The organism is Streptomyces sp. CC224B (assembly GCF_030010595.1).
Classification (GTDB): Bacteria; Actinomycetota; Actinomycetes; order Streptomycetales; family Streptomycetaceae; genus Streptomyces; species Streptomyces longispororuber.
Window position 1 is genome coordinate 13,223 of record NZ_JASCXL010000002.1, and the last position, 19,437, is coordinate 32,659.

The following is a 19,437-nucleotide window of genomic DNA, read 5'->3' on the forward strand; positions in this document are numbered from 1 at the left end:
CCGGTGCCGTACCGGATGGCACCGACCCGTCCGCCGCCTCCACCACCATGCAACGGTGCGTGCCCCGCGCACCACCGTCATCTTGTTGCGGTGCAAGGGGCGGAGGTGGGGGCAAGTACTGCCAATTACGGACTTTCGTGATTCAGCGGGTGAGGGAGAAACCCCCGGGTCCCTCGGGGCCGACGATGCCCGACTGACCGATGCGGTAGCCGAGCTGGTCCGTCTGGTGGTGCCGAGGGCGCTGGCCAGTCCGGCGATGCGGGCGCGAAGCGGGACGTGCACGCCGAGCCACTCGGTGGTCCGTGCGTCGGTGAGGCCTTGGTGCGGAGTTGGGCGATGGTGGCCAGGGTCCACAGCCGGTCCGACAGGGCGGCCTGGAAGCCGACGAGCGCGGGGGCGCGGATCCACAGGGCCATGGGGCGGCCCTCCGGGCGCTCCCTGGCTTATGGTGCAGAGAACGCGCGCGCGGAACCGGGGGGACCGTGTGCGTGGAGGAGGGGGCAGGAGTGGACGAGGACGGGCTGCGGGAAATACTCCGGAGGCTGCGCGCCAGAATCAGGCCCGAGGAAGTCGGGCTGAATCCCAAACCGTCGCGGCGGCCCGGCCCGCGCGTTATCGGGCTCTCGCAGCCGGATATGGACTTTCTCACGAACCGGGCCGTGGGCACGTACCACCGATTCGAGAGCGGCCGGTTATCCCCGCGCGACGACTATCTGCGCCAGGTCGGCCACATTCTCCGTATGACCGAGGACGAGTTCACCCAGGTGTACCTGCTCGCGCTCGGGCAGCAGCCGCCGCACCCGCTGTCGCCCGACGCCGGCATCGCCCTGCCGTCCCGCGCCGCCTGGCAGCGGGCGGTCGCCGGGCAGCGCGAGATGGCGTACGTCATCAACGCCCAGTGGGACGTGGTCGCGTACAACGAGCGGTTCGCGGAGCTGTTCACGGACGGGACGGTGCCCGCGAACGCGCTGCGCTGGGTGGTGCTGGCGCCGGAGGCGCGCGCCGGGATCCTGCCGGACTGGGCGACGCGGTGGGCGCCGCTGCTCCTGGCCGAGCTGCGGTTCGCCCGCATCCAGCACCCCGGCAACCGCGCGCTCGACCGACTGCACCACGACGTCCTGCGTGACGGCGTGGCCGGACCCATCTACCGGCGCAGCCCGGAGCTCTCGCTGTACACCAAGGAGGAGGTGCTGCCGTTGCGCCACCCCACCCTGGGCCCCGGCACGGTGACGGTGCTCGTGTCGGAGCCCGCGAGCTCGCGCGGGGCGCGGCACGTGGTGCTGCTCTTCGACCGCGACTCGACCCGGACGACCTGAACGACCGAGACTGAACGACCGAGACCGGATGACGGCGACCATCCGAGCTGTCGGAGCACACTGAACGCCCCTGTACGTCCCGGACGATGAGGTGATGGCGACATGGAGGCAGCCGCCGCGGTGAGGACGGCGAGCGGGCCCGGACCGGAACGCCGCGCGGAGGCCGTGCCGTGCGGCGCGGAGGACACGGCGCGCGGCGCGGACGCCGCGGCGCCACCGGCCCTCACCCCCGCCGGCCACACGGCGGCCGTGCACGCGGTCGCCGACGACCTCAACGGCCGCGGCTACCCCGTGACCTGGGTCGTCGACCGCCGCCTCCTGGACGGCGACTTCCCGCTCCAGGTGGTGGCGAAGGTCTCCGTGGTGCGGGTCCTGAACATCGCCCTGGACGTACGCGGGGACGACGGCGCCCTGGTGTGGCGGGTCAGCATGGGACGCCCCTCGTCGGTGCGGTGGGAGCAGTCGGCGACCCTGGAGCTGGGGGCCGCGAGCCTGGACGGCGAGCGGGTGGTCCGCGAGGCTCTGCGGGCGGTCGGCCTGCCCTGGCAGCGGGCGATCCACCCCTAGCCCCGCGGGCTGCCGCTCACCGCCGCTGGTCGAGGATGCCCGACCGGCCGATGAGGTAGCCGAGCTGTGTGCGGCTGCTGCTCTGCAGCAGGGCGGACAGCTTGGCGATGTGGACGCGCGCGGTGCGGACGTTCATGCCGAGGCGCGTCGCGATCTCGGTGTCGGTCAGGCCCTCGGTGAGCAGCGCGGCGATGGCCTGCTGGCGGGGGGTGACGCCGTTTCGGGAACGCTGCGGCACCGACTCGGGCCACATGGGGGTCGCCAGCTGCCACAGGAGCTTGAAGGTGGCGACCAGGTGGGTGATGAGAGCGGGGTTGCGCAGCTCCAGTGCGGCGTCCAGCCGTGTCTTGCTCGCCGGGATGAAAGCCACAGTGCGGTCGAAGAGAAAGAGCCGTTGCGGCAATTCGTCCAAGGTGCGTACCTCGACATCCCCCTCGAGCTGAGCGTAATGACCGACGGCCGCCAAGGAGTACCTTGTCGTCTCCTGGTACAGGGTCCGCATGCGCCCGCCGCGCCCGAGTATCAGCTGTGCACGGCCCACCGCTTGCTGCAGCATGTTTGCCTTGCGTTTCCCCCCGGGCTGTATGACCAGCAACTCCTCGTACGTATCGGCCGTCGCGCGGTCGATGGCCTCGTCGATGCTCTGCATCCCTTCCAGCACGGTGATGCCGTGGGAGGGCTGGCTGCACCGCGGCATGCGATGGGCCGTCAGCGGTTGGAACGCGGCGCCCAGACGTGCTGCGAGAGCACGCTGCTCCGCGATGTCGGTCTCCAGCCTGTACAACAGCTGGGGCAGGACCACCGAAGGTGCGACGGGCCTGGCCCACCCTCGATCCCGCTCGTCGTGCTGGATCAGGCCGAGATCCGACAGGCAGGGGTTGCGAACTGCCTCGTTCTCGTGGATACGCCCGTGCTCGAGAGCGCGGGCATATGCTTCCTGTCCCGCTTCGCACAGTTCATCACGGCTGTGCGGGACGTGCTCCCTCATCATGCAGTCGACCCTCCCACCCCTCACCCCGGGCATGACTCACACGCAACACCTAGTGATTCTGGTTCAGGATCCACGCGTGTCCAACGAGATACGAACCACGCGTGTTGAGGCGTGGATTCCAGCGGCTAGGGAGCCTGGTCCAGGATCCTTGACTGGCCGATGAGGTAGCCGAGTTGCGCGCGGCTGCTGCTGCCGAGGATCGCGGCGAGTTTGGCGATGTGCTCGCGGGCGGTGCGGACGTTCATGCCCAGGCGCTCGGCGATCTCCGTGTCGGTGAGGCCCTCGATGAGGAGTTCGGCGATGGCGCGCTGGCGTGTGGTGACGCCGTTCTCGGCGGGGAGCTGGGCCGCGTGCGGGTACATGGGGGTGGCGAGGCGCCACAGGCGTTCGAAGGTGGTGATGAGGTAGTCGACGATCGCGGGCTGGCGTATTTCCAGGGCCACCGTGCGGTCCTTGCTCGCCGGTATGAAAGCCACCGTGTGGTCCATGACGACCAAGCGCTCGGTTACTTCGTTGAGCGTGCGGACCTCTACGTCCCCGTCCAGGCGCTCGTAGTGGGCGAGGGCGGGCAGGGAGTGGCGCGTGGTGTGCTGGTAGAGCGTGCGCATGCGGCAGCCCCGGGACAGGAACTCCTGCTCGCGGGGGAGGGCGTCGGCCAGGATCTCCGGGGAGCGGGCGCCGCCGGGCTGGACGGTGCGCAGTTCCTCGGTGGCGTCGGCGGTGGCCCGGGTGATCGCCGCGTTGATGCGCTCGAAGCCGTCGAGGACGGTGATCTCCGGGTTCTCGGCGCCCGCGGTCTGGCGGGCGTCCAGGGCCATCAGGGGCTCGAACATCGCCGTCAGGCGCTCCTCGCGGCGGCGCTGCTGGGCGATGCGGTCCTCTATGCCGCGCAGGAGCTGGGGCAGGGCGATGGCGGGGGCGGTGGGGCGCAGCCACTGCATGTCCTCGACGTCGGGTTGCAGCAGACCGAAGTCGATCAGGCAGGGAGCGGCATCAGCCTCCTGGTGCGCGACGCGACCCTCGTGCAGAGCGCGGGCGTACAAGGAGGAGCCGGCCTCGCACAGCTCGTCGGGGCCGTGGTCGTGCACGTGACGCTGAGGTTCGGTGGTCATTTCGGTTTGTCCTGCTCGAGGATGCCTGACCGGGCGATGAGGTAGCCCAGTTGGGCGCGACTGCCGCTCCCGAGCGCTGCGGCTATCTTGGCGATGTGGGCGCGGCAGGTACGGACATTCATGCCGAGGCGGCGGGCGATGGCTTCGTCCACGTGGCCTTCGATGAGGAGTCGGGCGATGGAGCGCTGAACACCGGTGATTCCGTCGGTTGGGGGATCGTACGGCATCTCCTCCAGGAGCGGTGACGCGCGCTGCCACAGTTGGTCGAAAACCTTCGCCAGGTATCCCACCAGGCCTGGATGCCTCAGCTCCAAGGCGACTTGGCGGTCGTCGCGCGCCGGTATGAAGGCAACGGTGCGGTCGAAGATCATGAGGCGCTCTATGAGCTCCTCCAGGGTGCGGACCTCCACCTTGCCCTGCTTCATGTACTCGGCATAGGCGATCGTCGCCTGACTGTGCCGGGCAGTGTGCTGGTACAGCGTCCGCATCGTGATGCCTCGGTCGATGATGCTCTGACTCTGCTTCACCGCTTCGGTGAGTGTCTCCTCACTGCGCGCACCACCGGGTTGGACGGTGAGAATCTCCGTCTGACATTCGGCTGTTGCCACCTGTATGGCCGCGTTGATGCGGTTGACGCCTTCCAGAACTGTGATCGCATGGACGGCGGATTGGTCCTGTGCACTGATGGCCATGAATGGCTCAAAGGTGTCGGTCAGCTCGACGGCCAGGACCCTGCGCTCCTGGATCTCACGTTCCAGCGGGCGCAGCCGCTGCGCGAGGACTGTGGTGGGTGGGACGGGGTGCAGCCACTCCGGATCGTCCGGGTCCGGATGCAGCAGCGCGAACTCCACCAAGCAGGGCGCCTCGGCAACTTCGCCGCGTGCGATGCGCCCTGATCGCAGTGCGCTGGCGTAGAGCTTCTTGCCTGCGTCGCAAAGATCCGCCATGGAATGCGGATGTGCCCGAATTGGGCCATTTGTTGCCATAGCTCCACCCCCCAGGGTCCTGAACATGCAGGAACATGATGCATCCCTCCTGTGGTGTTGGCATGGCTGAATGAGTCATCGTCTTCAGGAGCCGGGGGAGAGCCGCTACGGAAGTGAGGACGAAGCCCGCTATGTGCAAGGGAACGCTTCGCTCGGTGCTTATCGGCGCCTTCTCTGTCGGATTGGCCATGTGCGCGACGATGGGTGGTCTTGAAGCGCGCGAACATACCGATCCAGGAGCCGCTGAGATGTTGACGCCGCAATCGGCGGCACTGGACATCATCTGGAACGTTGCGCCGACGGGAGAAGGTGCGTGATGACCACTCCTCCTGACGACCGCACCTTCCGCCGGGAAATGGCCACGGCCTACCGTTCCGGCTGGCACTTCATCGACCTCGTCACCGCGATCCCCCACCCCGGCGACTCGTTGATGGTCACCCTGGTCGGCGAGCCCGTCATCATCGTGCGGGACGACGACGAGGACATCCGCGCCTACCGGTGCCTGCGCCGTCCCCGCGGCGCGCCCCAGCCGGTGCGGTGCGCGGTCCGCTACGGCATGGTCTTCGTCAACCTCGACCAGCGCGACCACCAGGTCATCGGCAAACGGAAGCGCGGCGCGGAGCAGCACGCCACCGCTTCCGACCCCCTCACAGCCACCCCCCGCAGCGCCTGACGCGATTCCCCCGTCGTTGTAAATCGCGCAGGTGCTTCCCCCAGCAGCGGCGCCACCGTGGACCTGAACACGGTGGCGCCGCTGTGGTGTGCGGGGGTTGTTTTCAGGCCGTCACCCGTCCCCGCGCCGGGCCCGGCCCGTCCTCCCGCGCCCGCGCCGGGGCCGGCCGCACGTTCCCCAGGGCCCGGTCCACCGCGATCTCGATCACCGCCCGGTCGGGGTTGACCCGCGGCTGCCTCCCGTACCGCTCGGCGTAGCGCCGCTCGCCCTCCGCGATCCGCCCGGGGTCGGTCGTCACCGTGGCGAGCCCCTCCAGCGTCGCCCACCGGCGACCGTCGACCTGGCAGACGGCGACCCGGGCGCCGGGGCCGGGCCCCTCCGCGGCGGCCAGCACGTTGCGGACCTTGCGGCTGCCCCTGCTGGCGAGCACGCGGGCGACACCCGTGTCCGGGTCGTACGTCACGCCGACGGGCACCACGTGCGGGGTGCCGTCGGGGCGCAGTGTCGTCAGGGTGCACAGGTGGCGTTCCCGCCAGAAGCTGAGGTAGGGCGCGGGCGGGGCGCCGAGGTCGATGGCCATGGGCCGGACGGTAGCCCCTCCGGGCTACCCGAGCTCGCCTTGAGTGGAATAGACTCAACTTTGTGTACGTTGACTGAGTCAGTATGAGGGGGTGCTTCCCTGGGCACCCGCCCCGTACGCACCCGCCCCGTACCGCCCACCGCACGAGCGAGCCGCGAGCCGTCACAGGCCGCGAGCCGCGAGCCGCAAGCCGCAAGAGGAGGAGCACCCCCCAGTGGACGCCGAGCTGACGAACAGGAGCCGGGACGCGATCAACGCGGCGACGAGCCGGGCCGTGTCCGAAGGCCATCCGGACCTGACCCCCGCGCATCTGCTCCTCGCGCTGCTCGAGGGCCAGGACAACGAGAACATCACCGACCTGCTGGCCGCCGTCGAGGCCGACCAGGCCGCGGTGCGCGCCGCCGCCGAGCGCGCGCTCGCCGCGCTGCCGAGCGTCACCGGCTCCACGGTGGCCCCGCCGCAGCCCGACCGGGAGCTGCTCGCCGTGGTCGCGGACGCCGCCGAGCGCGCCAAGGACCTCGGCGACGACTACCTGTCCACCGAGCACCTGCTGATCGGGCTCGCGGCCAAGGGCGGCCCCGCCGCCCACGTACTGTCCGAGAACGGCGCGACCGACAAGAAGCTGCTCGCCGCCTTTCAGCGCATCCGTGGAGGGCGCCGCGTGACCACCCCCGACCCCGAAGGCCAGTACAAGGCCCTGGAGAAGTTCGGCACGGACTTCACCGCCGCCGCCCGTGAGGGCCGCCTCGACCCCGTGATCGGCCGGGACCCGGAGATCCGCCGGGTCGTGCAGGTGCTGTCGCGGCGGACGAAGAACAACCCCGTGCTCATCGGCGAGCCCGGCGTCGGCAAGACCGCCGTGGTGGAGGGCCTCGCCCAGCGCATCGTCAAGGGCGACGTGCCGGAGTCCCTGAAGGACAAGCGGCTCGTCTCGCTGGACCTCGGCGCCATGGTCGCCGGGGCCAAGTACCGGGGCGAGTTCGAGGAGCGCCTGAAGACCGTGCTCGCGGAGATCAAGGACTCCGACGGGCAGATCATCACCTTCATCGACGAGCTGCACACCGTCGTGGGGGCCGGCGCGGGCGGCGACTCCGCCATGGACGCCGGGAACATGCTCAAGCCCATGCTCGCCCGCGGCGAGCTGCGCATGGTGGGCGCGACGACCCTGGACGAGTACCGCGAGCGGATCGAGAAGGACCCCGCCCTGGAGCGCCGCTTCCAGCAGGTGCTGGTCGCCGAGCCGTCCGTGGAGGACTCCATCGCGATCCTGCGCGGGCTCAAGGGCCGCTACGAGGCCCACCACAAGGTGCAGATCGCGGACAGCGCCCTGGTCGCGGCCGCCACCCTCTCCGACCGGTACATCACCTCGCGGTTCCTGCCCGACAAGGCCATCGACCTGGTGGACGAGTCGGCGTCCCGGCTGCGGATGGAGATCGACTCCTCGCCGGTGGAGATCGACGAGCTCCAGCGGGCCGTGGACCGGCTGCGCATGGAGGAGCTGGCGCTCAGCAAGGAGACCGACCAGGCCTCCAAGGAGCGCCTGGAGAAGCTCCGCCGCGACCTCGCCGACAAGGAGGAGGAGCTGCGCGGCCTCACCGCCCGCTGGGAGAAGGAGAAGCAGTCCCTCAACCGCGTCGGTGAGCTGAAGGAGAAGCTCGACGAGCTGCGCGGCCAGGCCGAGCGCGCCCAGCGCGACGGCGACTTCGACACCGCGAGCAAGCTGCTCTACGGCGAGATCCCCGCGCTCGAGCGGGACCTGGAGGCCGCCTCCGAGGCCGAGGAGGAGGCCGCCAAGACCGGCGCGAAGGCCGACACCATGGTCAAGGAGGAGGTCGGGCCCGACGACATCGCCGACGTCGTGGCGGCCTGGACCGGCATCCCCGCCGGGCGGCTCCTGGAGGGCGAGACGCAGAAGCTGCTGCGCATGGAGGACGAGCTCGGCAAGCGCCTGATCGGCCAGGGCGAGGCGGTGCGCGCGGTCTCCGACGCCGTACGCCGCACCCGCGCCGGGATCGCCGACCCGGACCGGCCCACCGGCTCCTTCCTGTTCCTCGGCCCCACCGGCGTCGGCAAGACCGAGCTGGCCAAGGCGCTCGCGGACTTCCTCTTCGACGACGAGCGGGCCATGGTCCGCATCGACATGAGCGAGTACGGCGAGAAGCACAGCGTGGCCCGGCTCGTCGGCGCCCCGCCCGGCTACGTCGGGTACGAGGAGGGCGGCCAGCTCACCGAGGCCGTGCGGCGGCGCCCGTACTCGGTCGTGCTGCTCGACGAGGTGGAGAAGGCGCACCCGGAGGTCTTCGACGTCCTGCTCCAGGTGCTCGACGACGGGCGGCTCACGGACGGCCAGGGCCGCACCGTGGACTTCCGCAACACCATCCTCATCCTGACCTCGAACCTCGGCAGCCAGTTCCTGGTCGAGCCGCTGACCAGCGAGCACGAGAAGAAGGAGCAGGTCCTGGAGGTCGTGCGGGCCTCCTTCAAGCCGGAGTTCCTGAACCGTCTCGACGACCTGGTGGTGTTCTCCGCGCTGCACAAGGACGAGCTGGCCCGGATCGCCGAGCTCCAGATCGCCCGGCTCGCCAAGCGCCTCGCCGACCGGCGGCTCGCGCTCGACATCACGCCCGCGGCGCTGGAGTGGCTGGCGGACCAGGGCAACGACCCGGCGTACGGCGCCCGGCCGCTGCGCCGCCTGATCCAGACCGCGATCGGGGACCGGCTGGCGAAGGAGATTCTCGCGGGCGAGGTGAAGGACGGTGACGTGGTCCGCGTGGACACGTCCGGGGAGGGGCTCAGCGTGGGCCCTGCGGGCGAGGCTGCGGGCAAGTCGTTGTGAGCGGGGCCGCGTCTGCCGTGGTCGGTCGTGTGCCGTCCGCGGCAGGTCGTGGTTGCTCGCGCAGTTCCCCGCGCCCCTGAGGGGGCGCCTCGCCCGGCCCCGCGCACCTTGCGGGGCGCTCCGGCAGGGCGCGGCCACGGCGGAAACCGGGCGAAGGCGGTGCCGGGGTTGCGGGCGGGGCCCCCTCTTGGGAGAGGATGGCGGAATCCGTACGAAGGGAAATACACGGTGAGCATCGACCCGTCCTCGATTCCGAATTTCGGGGGCCAGCCTGAGCCGCAGCCCAATGAAGGACCGGCGGGCCCCGTCGTCCCGGACCAGGACCTGGTGAAGCAGCTCCTGGAGCAGATGGAGCTCAAGTACGTCGTCGACGACGAGGGTGACCTCGCGGCGCCGTGGGAGGAGTTCCGCACCTACTTCATGTTCCGCGGCGAGGACGACCAGCAGGTCTTCTCCGTGCGGACCTTCTACGACCGGCCGCACGGCATCGAGCAGAAGCCGCAGATCCTGGAGGCCATCGACGACTGGAACCGCCGCACCCTGTGGCCCAAGGTCTACACGCACACGCACGACGACGGCACCGTGCGCCTCATCGGTGAGGCGCAGATGCTGATCGGCACGGGTGTCTCCCTGGAGCACTTCGTGTCGTCGACGGTGAGCTGGGTGCGGGCCGCGATCGAGTTCGACCGCTGGCTCGTGGAGCAGCTCGGCCTGGAGCAGGCCGTCGACTCGGCGGAGGGCGACGAGAAGCCCGGCGACGAGGCCTGAGCCCGACCCGTCACAGCGGCATACGGGCCGTCGTCACCAGATACGTCCCGTACGCCAGCGAGAGCCCGGCCAGGGCGCCGACCACCAGGGCGGCGTGCCGTGGCCGGGCTCTCGCCGTGCGGACCAGGGCGCAGGCGAGCGGCAGCAGCAGCGGGAACGCGGGCAGCAGGAAGCGCGGCTTCGACTCGAAGAAGCCGGAGCCGCCGACCGTGATCACCAGCAGCACGCCGGTGTAGACGAGCAGCGGCAGCGGCGCCCGGTCGCAGAGCAGCAGCCCGTACAGGAGCAGCGCCACCGCGACGAGCGCGACCGTCACGGTGAACACGACCTTGTCGCCGTCCAGGAGCAGGTGCTGGACGAACCGCCACGAACCCCGGCCGAAGTCGAAGCGCGAGCCCCACTCGCGCTGCACGGTGAAGTAGCCGCCCAGCGGGTCGCCCCGGCGGAACCCCACCCACAGCACGTACGCGCACCAGCCGGCCGGGGCGAGCGCCACCCCCGTCCACAGCCTGGGGGAGACGCGGCCGCGCCGCCGCACGAGCTCGTGCGCGGCCGTGGCGGCGACGGCGGCGGCCACCGCGAAGCCGTTCGGGCGGGACAGGCCGGCGAGCGCGGCGAGCGTCCCGGCCCAGATCCAGCGGCCGGTCAGCAGCGCGTACAGGGAACCGGCGGCGAGCGCGGTCAGGACCGGCTCGGTGTACGCCATCGTCAGGATCACCGAGTGCGGGAGCAGGCCCCACAGCAGCACCAGGACCGTGGCCGTGCGGTGGTCGTGCAGCCGGGCGGCGATCTTGTAAATGCCGACGGCGGCGGCGACGGCGCCGAGCCAGGAGACGACGAGGCCGCAGGCGCCGAAGCCGAACGGGGTGACCGTGTGCACCGCGCGGATCAGGGCCGGGTAGAGCGGGAAGAAGGCGAGGTCGCTCTGGGCGACGCCCTCGTCGAAGAACAGGGTGCGGCCGTAGCCCTGGGCGGCGATCCCGGTGTACCAGCGGGAGTCCCAGGAGCGGCCGAGGAGCCGCAGGGCGTTCTGGTCGCCGGTGTGGGCCGCGACGGCCACGGCGAGCAGGCCGGTGAGGCGGGCGGCGGCGAACGCGGCGACGGCCTGGGCGACGGCCCGTGCCGCGGGCGCCGGTTCCCGGTGGCTCCCGGTCCGCTCGTACTCCGCGCGGGGGGAGCGCCGGACGGGGGCGGGGACGGTGGGGGTCGGGTGGGTCACACCGGCACCTTGCGGGCCCTCGGGGGCGGGCGCGAGCCGGGTGGTCCGTGCGGGTGGCCGCCGCCCCGCCCGCGACGGCTACAGGGACTTGAGGCGGGCCACCGCCTCCTCCAGTACGGACGTCCGCTTGCAGAAGGCGAAGCGGACGAAGGGGGCGCCCGCCTCGCGGTGGTCGTAGAAGACCGCGTTCGGGATGGCGACGACGCCGGCGCGCTGCGGCAGGGCGCGGCAGAAGGCGATGCCGTCCTCCTCGCCGAGGGGGCGGATGTCGGTGGTGACGAAGTAGGTGCCCGCCGGGCGGTGGACCGCGAAGCCGACCGCGGCGAGGCCGGCGGCCAGCAGGTCGCGCTTGGCGCGCATGTCGTCGAGGAAGGACGTGAAGTACGCGTCCGGCAGGGCCAGGGCCTCCGCGACCGCGTACTGGAACGGACCCGAGGACACGTACGTGAGGAACTGCTTCGCCGAGCGCACGGCCGCGACCAGGTCCGGCGGCGCGGTGATCCAGCCGACCTTCCAGCCGGTGAAGGAGAACGTCTTGCCCGCCGAGGAGATGGTCACCGTGCGCTCGCGCATGCCGGGGAAGGTGGCGAGCGGGAGGTGGCCGGGGGCGTCGAAGACCAGGTGCTCGTACACCTCGTCGGTGACGACGAGGAGGTCGTGCTCGACGGCGAGCCGGGCGATCTCGGCGAGCTCCTCGCGGCTGAGGACGGTGCCGGTCGGGTTGTGCGGGGTGTTGAGCAGGAGCAGCCGGGTGCGCGGGGTGACGGCGTCGCGCAGCTCGTCCAGGTCGAGCGTGAAGCGGCGTCCGGCACCCGCGTCCCCGTCGGGCCGCAGCGTGACGGGCACCCGGGTGCCCCCGGCCAGGGCGATCGAGGCGGCGTACGAGTCGTAGTACGGCTCCAGGGCGATGACCTCGTCGCCCGGCTCGACCAGGGCGAGCAGCGAGGCGGCGATGGCCTCGGTGGCGCCCGCGGTCACGAGGACCTCCAGGTCGGGGTCGAAGGTGAGGCCGTAGCGGCGCTCCTGGTGGGCGGCGATCGCCGTGCGCAGCTCGGGGACGCCGGGTCCCGGCGGGTACTGGTTGCCGCGGCCGTCGCGCAGGGCGCGCACCGCCGCCTCCCGCACCTCCTCCGGGCCGTCCGTGTCGGGGAAGCCCTGGCCGAGGTTGATCGCTCCGGTCGCCACCGCGAGCGCGGACATCTCGGCGAAGATCGTCGTGCCGAACTCGGCGAGGCGGCTGTTGAGCAGCGGGCGGCCGTCGCGGGAGGCACCGGGAGTTGACGTCATGGCCGTCATCCTCCGCCGAACCTCTGGTCTTCCTCAACTCTGCTTTGGCGGTGTGCGGCGAGGGGCATGCCCTTGTCACGCAACGGCGCGGGCACGACATCCGCACGGCGGGACCGGATCGGGGGAAACGGCCGGGACCGTCTCAGGGGCCCTCGGGGCCCACGGGGGAAAAGAAAGGAAGGTGGGGAGGAATGATCCTGATCTTTCTCTTCATCGGCTTGCTGGTGTTCATGGCGGTGATGGCGACCGTCCTCGCGCAGCGCGGCAGGCAGGGCACGACCAGGAGCACGCGGTCCGGGAGCGCCGGCTGGTGGGCGGGGTCCGGTACCCACGCGTCCTCCAGCGGCTCCACCTCGTGCGCCTCGGCGTCGTCGTGCGGCGGCGGGTCGTCGTGCGGCGGTTCCTCGTCGTGCGGCGGCGGTTCCTCGTCCTGCGGTGGCGGGGGCGGAGGTTGCGGCGGCGGAGGCAGCTGACACGGGGCAGCTGGTCCACCGGTCGAAGCGCCCGGCGGGAGGCAACTCCCGCCGGGCGTCTCGTCTTTGGACGGCCCCTTGACACCGGGCGGCAGGACGGTGACCGGGGTGAAGATCGGTCGGCGACCGGAAGGCGGCGATTTCGGACCGGCCCGATTCCCAGGCATGTGAACAGATGAACTGTTCGGCCCTCCCTGGAATGGAAAGCCTACGAAGTTGGGTAAAAACGCTGTGGCAGTGTCGCAGTTCATGATTCCCTCTTAACCGTCACACCGCCCTCGGACGTTCTCGGCTCGGCAGAGCAGCCTGGCGTCTCCGTGGGCACGCGCCGGCATTCCTTCCCGTCTGGTGTCCGACCGGGCGCGCCGGCCCCACCCCCTCACTTTGCGTGTTAGCGGAGCCGACCCATGCTCACGACCCTGAAGACTGTCTACACCGACACGCGCGCCGGGGACCTGGCCTGGGCCCTCGGCCGCGAGCCGCTGCCCGCGCTGGCCACGCTGGACCTCGAACTGGCGGGAGCGGACGTGCAGTTGCGACTTCTCGGGGCTTCCCACCAGGTCATCCTCGAAGAGGAGCAGGGCAGTTGCTCCGAGACCGTCGCGTGCATCCCGGGCAGCAGCACGCCGCTGCCGCTCGGCGTCTCCAAGCGGGTCGGCGAGTGGGAGTACGAGTTCGCGGCCCGGGTCGAGACGCTGTCGCGGGGCCAGTTCGCGGGCCGCGCGCAGGAGTTGCTAGCCCTCGTCGCCGAGCACCCGCACGGTCTCGCCGGGGTCTTCCCCGGCAGCCCGCACGCGTTCACGGCGCTGCTCGCGCAGCGGCACGAGGGCTCGGTGATGTGGCGCACGTGGCACGCGTACCCGCAGGAGGGGCAGTTGGTGGCGACGCGCACGCGGGTCGGCGTGCGGACGCCGGTGGCGCTCTGAGCGGCCCCCGGGCGTGGGGCCGAAAAGGCCTTCACACATCCTTGCCAGCACCTCCACCCATGTGGGGGACTTGGTGTGAGGCGGCGGTGACGTAGCGTTCGGGGCGTGATCGAGCCGCGTCAGCGTCTGCCCGTCACGCCCAGGACAGGCCGGTTCCTCGTCCTCGCGGGCGTGTTCGTCTGCGCTGCCTGCGGACTCGTGTACGAACTCGAACTCGTCGCCCTGGCCTCGTACTTGATCGGCGACTCCGTCACCCAGGCCTCCGTCGTGCTGTCCGTCATGGTCTTCGCGATGGGCCTCGGCTCGCTGCTCGCCAAGCGCCTGCGCTGCCGGGCCGCCGCCGGGTTCGGCCTCGTCGAGGCGGCCCTCGCGCTCGTCGGCGGGTGCAGCGCCATGGCCCTGTACGCGGCGTTCGCGTGGGCGGGGGACCGGGGCGAGATGTGGGCCGGCGGCTCCCGCTACCTGTTCGTGGCGTTCTCCCTGGCCATCGGCGTGCTCATCGGCGCCGAGGTGCCCCTGCTCATGGTGCTCATCCAGCGGGTGCGGCGGCAGGACGCGGGCGGCGCCGTGGCCGACCTGTTCGCCGCGGACTACGTGGGCGCCCTGGTCGGCGGCCTGGCCTTCCCCTTCCTGCTGCTGCCCTGGTTCGGGCAGCTCACCGGGGCGCTGCTCACCGGCGCCGTCAACGTCCTCGCGGGCGGCGCGCTCGTCCTCGGCCTGTTCGGCCGCGACCTGACCGCGCGCGGCCGCCGGCTGCTGCTCGCCGTGAACGCCGTCGTCCTCGCCGTGCTCGCCACCGCCGCCGTGCACGTCGACGACTTCGAGCGTGCCGCGCGCCGCGCCGTGTACGGCTCCGATGTCCGCGTCGCCGTCCGGACCCCGGTGCAGGAGGTCGTCCTCACCGGCGCCGACCGCGCGTCCCTGCGCCTGTTCCTCGACGGCAGGCTGCGCGTCAGCGGCCGCGACGAGCGCCGCTACCACCAGGCCCTCGTGCGGCCCGCCCTGCGCGCCGGCCGGCACGAGCGGGTGCTGGTCCTCGGCGGCGGCGACGGGCTCGCCGCCGCCGAGGCGCTCCGCCACGCGGGGGTGCGCCGCGTCGACGTCGTCGAGCTCGACGCCGCCGTCGTCGGCCTCGCCCGCCGCGACCCCGTGCTCAGCGGGCTCAACGGCCACGTCTACCGCGACCCGCGCGTGCACGTCACCGAGGCCGACGCCTTCCGGTGGCTGCGCGGACCGCACCGGCGGACGTACGACGTCGTCCTCGCCGACCTGCCCGACCCCGGCATCACCGCCAGCACCAAGCTGTACTCCCAGGAGTTCTACGGCCTGGTCGCCCGCGTCCTCGCCCCCGGCGGGCGGCTCGCCGTGCACGCCGGGCCCGCCGCGACCCGGCCGCACACGTACTGGACCGTCGACGCCACGCTGCGCGCCGCCGGGTACGGCACCGAGCCCTACCGCGTCACCGGCCGCCGCGGCGGGTACGCCGCCGGGCCCGACCGCATCGCGGGCCCCGGCGGGGCGCCCCGCGACTGGGGCTTCGTGCTCGCCTCGCGCGGACGGACCGGGGCGGGCGGGGACCGCGACTGCGCCGTCCTGCGGGCCGGGACCCGCGCCGCCGAACGCGTCCGGCCGGCCGGCTGGCGGGCCCTGCCGCCCTCCACGCTCGTCCACCCGCGCTACGCCGGCTGACGGCGCGGCGCCTCGCCCGGGCGGGCCGAAGTGGCGTACATCCGCGAGGCGGCGTGGGTACCCTCGGCTCCCATGGAGCATGAGGTGTTCGTACCGGTCCCGGAAGAGCAGCTCCGCGAGGCACTGGCCGACCCCGGGCGGGTGGCCCGCGCGGTGCCCGGGCTGCAGCGCGACGCCGACCCCGGCGCGGACGCGGCGCCCGTCAGCGGGCGGCTCAAGGTGCGCGTCGGCGGGCACTCGATCACCTACCGCGGCGGCCTGCGGGTCGTCCCGGACGACGGTGGCGCGTACGAGCTGACCGGCTCGGCCGAGGAGGTCCGCGGCAGTGGCGCCGTAACGTTCTCCCTCGCGCTGCGCCTGGCCGCCGGGCCCGAGGGCGGCACCCAGGTGGCCTTCGCCGGGACCGCGACCGGGGACGGGCGGGTCGCCGAGGTCGCGAAGACGTCCCCCCAGGCGGTGGAGAGCGCGCTGCGGCGGCTGCTCGGGCGGTTCGCGGAGGGGCTCGGGGTGGTGTCCGGCGAGGCGCCCCTGGCCGGGGAGGCCGACGGGGCGTCTGCGGCCGGGGAGCCGCCTGCGGCGGGCGGCGAGGGCGGGGGCGCGGCGTCGGGGGCCGGGACCGAGGTGCCCGGTGATGTGTCCCGCCTCTTCGAGGGTGAGGTGCCGCCGCCGGCGCTCGATCCGCTCGCCGACGAGTTCGACGTGGTCGCCGGGGCCGGGGCCGATGCCGGTCCGGACGAGGAGCCGGTGGCGGCGGAGGCCGCGCACGCGCGGCGGACGATGATCGGGCGCAGTGCGGAGGAGGTCGACCACGCGCCGCCCCGGGGGCGGTACGCGCCGGTGCCGGCGCCGGAGGCGCTCGGGGGTGGGGCGACGTTGCGGTGGGCTGCGCCTGCTGCCGCGGTGCTGGTCGCTTCCGCGATCGTGGCGGGGAGGGCGTGGCGCAGGCGCCGCTGAGCCTTCGCGGGGCGCCCCAGCCCCACCCCTTCCCGAACCCGGAGGCTGCCGCCCCCGGCCCCCCGCCTTCCCACCTGGGGCTCCGCCCCTCTCCCCCGCATTGGCGCTCCGCGCCTCGTCCTCAATCGCCGGACGGGCTGAAATTGTCCGCTGAGCGCCGTCGTCGACTGGCGGACCGCCGACGACGGAGAGACAGAGGTACTCCAGCCCGTCCGGCGTTTGAGGACAAGGCGCGGAGCGCCGACAAGGGCGGGAGCGGCGGACAGCCGACGACGGCGCGAGAGGAGCATTACAGCCCGTCCGGCGATTGAGGACGTGGCCGGAGGCCGATTGAGGGCGGGTGGGTGGGGAAACACGCCGTCAGCCGACGACGGCGCGAGGTGGGCGATGTCAGCCCGTCCGGCGATTGAGGACGAGGCCGGAGGCCGATTGGGGGCGGGTGGGCTCGGGGGGTCTTAGGGTCGGCAGGGTGAGTAGCGAAGAGATCACGTTGACCGCGGGTGACGCGGAAGTCGTTGTGCGGCCGGGCCACGGTGGCCGCCTCGGAAGCCTCAAGGTGGCGGGGCACGAGCTGTTGCGGCAGGGGGAGCGGTACGGCAGCTTCCCGATGGTGCCGTGGTGCGGCCGGGTCAGGGACGGCGTCTTTTGGACCGGCGACCGCGAGCACCACCTGCCCCTCAACTCCCCGCCGCACGCCATCCACGGCACCGGCCGCGACACCGCGTGGAAGCCCGCGCGGGTGACCGACCGCGAGGCCGTGTTCACGTACGACCTGGCGGACCCGTGGCCGTACCCCGGCCGGGTCACCCAGTCCGTGGAGGTGTCGGACACCGCGCTGACGCTGCGCATGAGCGTGGAGGCGTGGGACGACTCCTTCCCGGCGCAGGCCGGCTGGCACCCCTGGTTCAACCGGCGCCTGAGCGAGGACGGCGAACCGGTACGGATCGCGTTCGACGCCGCCTGGCAGGAGCTGCGCGGCGAGGACCACCTGCCCACCGGCGACCGGGTCGCGCCCACGCCGGGCCCCTGGGACGACTGCTTCGGCATGCCGGACGGTGTGCACGTCACGCTGACCTGGCCCGGGCAGCTGGAGCTGACCGTGGCCAGCCGTGAACGGTGGGTCGTCGTCTACGACGAGCCGGAGGCCGCCGTGTGCGTGGAGCCGCAGACCGGCCCGCCCAACGGCCTGAACACCCAGCCGCGCCTCGTCACCCCGCTGGAGCCCCTGGAGGCGGCGACCACCTGGACCTGGCGGCGGCTCTGACGCCCCGGCCGCGCCCTTAAGCTCGTAGCCATGACGAACGACGTACGCGGCGACCTGCTGCGGCAGATCAAGGACAAGGCCGTCGTGCACGGCAAGGTGACCCTCTCCTCGGGCCTGGAGGCCGACTACTACGTCGACCTGCGCCGCATCACCCTGGACGGGGAGGCCGCCCCGCTCGTCGGGCAGGTGCTGCTCGACCTGACGGGCGAGCTGGAGTTCGACGCCGTGGGCGGCCTGACCATGGGCGCCGACCCGGTCGCCGCGGCGATGCTGCACGCCGCCGCCGCGCGGGGCCGCCGCCTCGACGCCTTCGTGGTGCGCAAGGCGGCCAAGGCGCACGGCCTCCAGCGGCGCGTCGAGGGCCCGGACATCAAGGGGCGGCGCGTGCTCGTCGTCGAGGACACCTCCACCACCGGCGGCTCCCCGCTGACCGCCGTGGAGGCCGTGCGCGAGGCCGGCGCCGAGGTCGTGGGCGTCGCCACGATCGTGGACCGGGCCACCGGCGCCGCCGAGAAGATCACCGAGGGCGCCGGGGTCCCGTACCTCTTCGCGTACTCCAAGGACGAGCTCGGACTGGACTGAGGAGCGGACCGGGTCCCGTACGGGTACGGGACTCGGCGCGAGTCCCGGTACCGGACCGGGTACGTCCCGTACGTCTGGAAAGATGGGGGCGACGACATCGGCGTCGCCCCCGGGTTCCCCAGGTCAGGGACAAGCAGCACAGCAGCACTCACCCGCACATCACAAGGAGCGGACACATGCCCATCGCAACCCCCGAGGTCTACAACGAGATGCTCGACCGGGCGAAGGCAGGCAAGTTCGCCTACCCGGCCATCAACGTGACCTCGTCGCAGACCCTGCACGCCGCCCTGCGTGGCTTCGCGGAGGCGGAGAGCGACGGCATCATCCAGATCTCGACCGGTGGCGCGGAGTTCCTGGGCGGTCAGCACAACAAGGACATGGTGACGGGCGCGGTGGCCCTCGCCGAGTTCGCGCACATCGTCGCCAAGAAGTACGACGTCACGATCGCGCTGCACACCGACCACTGCCCGAAGGACAAGCTGGACGGCTACGTCCGCCCGCTCCTCGACATCTCCGCCGAGCGCGTCAAGGCCGGGCAGAACCCGCTGTTCCAGTCCCACATGTGGGACGGCTCCGCCGAGACCCTCGCGGACAACCTGGCCATCGGCCAGGAGCTGCTCGCCAAGGCCGCCGCCGCGAAGATCATCCTCGAGGTCGAGATCACCCCGACCGGTGGCGAGGAGGACGGCGTCAGCCACGAGATCAACGACGAGCTGTACACCACCGTCGAGGACGCCCTGCGCACCGCCGAGGCCCTCGGCCTGGGCGAGAAGGGCCGCTACCTGCTCGCCGCGTCCTTCGGCAACGTCCACGGCGTCTACAAGCCGGGCAACGTCGTGCTCCGCCCCGAGCTGCTCAAGGACCTCCAGGAGGGCGTCGCCGCCAAGTACGGCAAGGCGAACCCCTTCGACTTCGTCTTCCACGGCGGTTCCGGCTCCACGGCCGAGGAGATCGCCACCGCGCTCGAGAACGGCGTCGTGAAGATGAACCTCGACACCGACACCCAGTACGCCTTCACGCGGCCCGTCGCGGACCACATGCTGAAGAACTACGACGGCGTCCTGAAGGTCGACGGCGAGGTCGGCTCGAAGAAGACCTACGACCCGCGCACCTGGGGCAAGCTGGCCGAGGCCTCCATGGCCAAGCGCGTGACCGAGGCCTGCGCCGCGCTGCGCTCCACCGGCACCAAGCTCAAGTAAGTCCACCGTCCGTCG

At 72.1% G+C, this 19,437-nt stretch carries 18 protein-coding genes; 12 read left to right on the forward strand and 6 right to left on the reverse strand.

Going from position 1 to position 19,437, the window contains the following annotated elements; all coding sequences use genetic code 11:
- Nucleotides 1-659 precede the first annotated feature (659 nt).
- Nucleotides 660-1,316, forward strand: coding sequence for an XRE family transcriptional regulator (locus QK440_RS01230; protein ID WP_282791030.1), 657 nt, complete (start codon nucleotides 660-662; stop codon nucleotides 1,314-1,316).
- A 102-nt stretch (nucleotides 1,317-1,418) separates the two neighbouring features.
- Nucleotides 1,419-1,883 carry a hypothetical protein gene (locus tag QK440_RS01235; RefSeq protein ID WP_282791031.1) on the forward strand — a complete coding sequence of 155 codons (465 nt, stop codon included), beginning with the start codon at nucleotides 1,419-1,421 and terminating at the stop codon, nucleotides 1,881-1,883.
- Between the two features lie 16 nt (nucleotides 1,884-1,899).
- Here the strand turns inward: QK440_RS01235 and QK440_RS01240 are convergent, their stop codons facing one another.
- The 3 genes from QK440_RS01240 to QK440_RS01250 all read right to left on the reverse strand — a co-directional run bounded on the left by QK440_RS01240 (nucleotide 1,900) and on the right by QK440_RS01250 (nucleotide 4,999).
- Nucleotides 1,900-2,874 carry a LuxR C-terminal-related transcriptional regulator gene (locus tag QK440_RS01240; protein ID WP_282791032.1) on the reverse strand — a complete coding sequence of 325 codons (975 nt, stop codon included), beginning with the start codon at nucleotides 2,872-2,874 and terminating at the stop codon, nucleotides 1,900-1,902.
- Between the two features lie 125 nt (nucleotides 2,875-2,999).
- Nucleotides 3,000-3,986 carry a helix-turn-helix transcriptional regulator gene (locus tag QK440_RS01245; protein WP_282791033.1) on the reverse strand — a complete coding sequence of 329 codons (987 nt, stop codon included), beginning with the start codon at nucleotides 3,984-3,986 and terminating at the stop codon, nucleotides 3,000-3,002.
- Nucleotides 3,983-4,999 (reverse strand): helix-turn-helix transcriptional regulator, encoded by a 1,017-nt coding sequence (locus QK440_RS01250; protein WP_282791034.1) that lies wholly within the window; start codon nucleotides 4,997-4,999, stop codon nucleotides 3,983-3,985. Before QK440_RS01250 ends, QK440_RS01245 begins: the two co-directional genes overlap by 4 nt.
- Nucleotides 5,000-5,127: 128 nt before the next feature.
- On the opposite strand from QK440_RS01250, the gene QK440_RS01255 reads away from it, so the two are divergent.
- A complete protein-coding gene (locus QK440_RS01255; RefSeq protein ID WP_282791035.1) occupies nucleotides 5,128-5,289 on the forward strand; it encodes a hypothetical protein in 162 nt (53 codons plus the stop codon).
- Nucleotides 5,289-5,645 carry a hypothetical protein gene (locus QK440_RS01260; protein ID WP_282791036.1) on the forward strand — a complete coding sequence of 119 codons (357 nt, stop codon included), beginning with the start codon at nucleotides 5,289-5,291 and terminating at the stop codon, nucleotides 5,643-5,645. The genes QK440_RS01255 and QK440_RS01260 overlap by 1 nt, the downstream gene beginning before the upstream one ends.
- Nucleotides 5,646-5,748: 103 nt before the next feature.
- On the opposite strand, the gene QK440_RS01265 is transcribed toward QK440_RS01260, so the two are convergent.
- A complete protein-coding gene (locus QK440_RS01265; protein ID WP_282791037.1) occupies nucleotides 5,749-6,225 on the reverse strand; it encodes a TIGR03618 family F420-dependent PPOX class oxidoreductase in 477 nt (158 codons plus the stop codon).
- 214 nt (nucleotides 6,226-6,439) lie between these two features.
- On the opposite strand from QK440_RS01265, the gene clpB reads away from it, so the two are divergent.
- Together clpB and QK440_RS01275 are read left to right on the forward strand one after the other, a co-directional pair.
- Complete coding sequence (clpB, locus tag QK440_RS01270; protein ID WP_282791038.1) at nucleotides 6,440-9,061, forward strand: ATP-dependent chaperone ClpB; 2,622 nt, start codon at nucleotides 6,440-6,442, stop codon at nucleotides 9,059-9,061.
- Between the two features lie 228 nt (nucleotides 9,062-9,289).
- The gene (locus QK440_RS01275) at nucleotides 9,290-9,829 is read left to right on the forward strand and encodes a YbjN domain-containing protein (RefSeq protein WP_190138324.1); all 540 of its coding nucleotides are present in this window, start codon (nucleotides 9,290-9,292) and stop codon (nucleotides 9,827-9,829) included.
- A 10-nt stretch (nucleotides 9,830-9,839) separates the two neighbouring features.
- Here QK440_RS01275 and QK440_RS01280 read toward each other — a convergent pair whose 3' ends face one another.
- Together QK440_RS01280 and QK440_RS01285 are read right to left on the reverse strand one after the other, a co-directional pair.
- Nucleotides 9,840-10,898: a hypothetical protein gene (locus QK440_RS01280; RefSeq protein WP_282791144.1), complete on the reverse strand. Its 1,059-nt coding sequence runs from the start codon at nucleotides 10,896-10,898 to the stop codon at nucleotides 9,840-9,842.
- Between the two features lie 228 nt (nucleotides 10,899-11,126).
- Nucleotides 11,127-12,344 (reverse strand): pyridoxal phosphate-dependent aminotransferase, encoded by a 1,218-nt coding sequence (locus QK440_RS01285; protein WP_282791039.1) that lies wholly within the window; start codon nucleotides 12,342-12,344, stop codon nucleotides 11,127-11,129.
- An 871-nt stretch (nucleotides 12,345-13,215) separates the two neighbouring features.
- Between QK440_RS01285 and QK440_RS01290 the strand changes: the two genes are divergently transcribed.
- The 6 genes from QK440_RS01290 to fbaA all read left to right on the forward strand — a co-directional run bounded on the left by QK440_RS01290 (nucleotide 13,216) and on the right by fbaA (nucleotide 19,422).
- Nucleotides 13,216-13,734, forward strand: a complete 519-nt coding sequence (locus tag QK440_RS01290; protein ID WP_282791040.1) for a DUF2617 family protein — start codon at nucleotides 13,216-13,218, stop codon at nucleotides 13,732-13,734.
- Between the two features lie 105 nt (nucleotides 13,735-13,839).
- Nucleotides 13,840-15,423, forward strand: a complete 1,584-nt coding sequence (locus QK440_RS01295) for a polyamine aminopropyltransferase (protein WP_282791041.1) — start codon at nucleotides 13,840-13,842, stop codon at nucleotides 15,421-15,423.
- Nucleotides 15,424-15,495: 72 nt separating this feature from the next.
- Complete coding sequence (locus QK440_RS01300) at nucleotides 15,496-16,377, forward strand: SRPBCC family protein (protein WP_282791042.1); 882 nt, start codon at nucleotides 15,496-15,498, stop codon at nucleotides 16,375-16,377.
- A 469-nt stretch (nucleotides 16,378-16,846) separates the two neighbouring features.
- Nucleotides 16,847-17,641, forward strand: coding sequence for an aldose 1-epimerase (locus QK440_RS01305; RefSeq protein WP_282791043.1), 795 nt, complete (start codon nucleotides 16,847-16,849; stop codon nucleotides 17,639-17,641).
- Between the two features lie 30 nt (nucleotides 17,642-17,671).
- Nucleotides 17,672-18,223, forward strand: a complete 552-nt coding sequence (pyrE, locus tag QK440_RS01310) for an orotate phosphoribosyltransferase (protein WP_282791044.1) — start codon at nucleotides 17,672-17,674, stop codon at nucleotides 18,221-18,223.
- 176 nt (nucleotides 18,224-18,399) lie between these two features.
- On the forward strand, nucleotides 18,400-19,422 hold the full coding sequence (fbaA, locus tag QK440_RS01315) for a class II fructose-bisphosphate aldolase (protein ID WP_282791045.1): 1,023 nt from the start codon (nucleotides 18,400-18,402) through the stop codon (nucleotides 19,420-19,422).
- The last annotated feature ends 15 nt before the right edge of the window (nucleotides 19,423-19,437 follow it).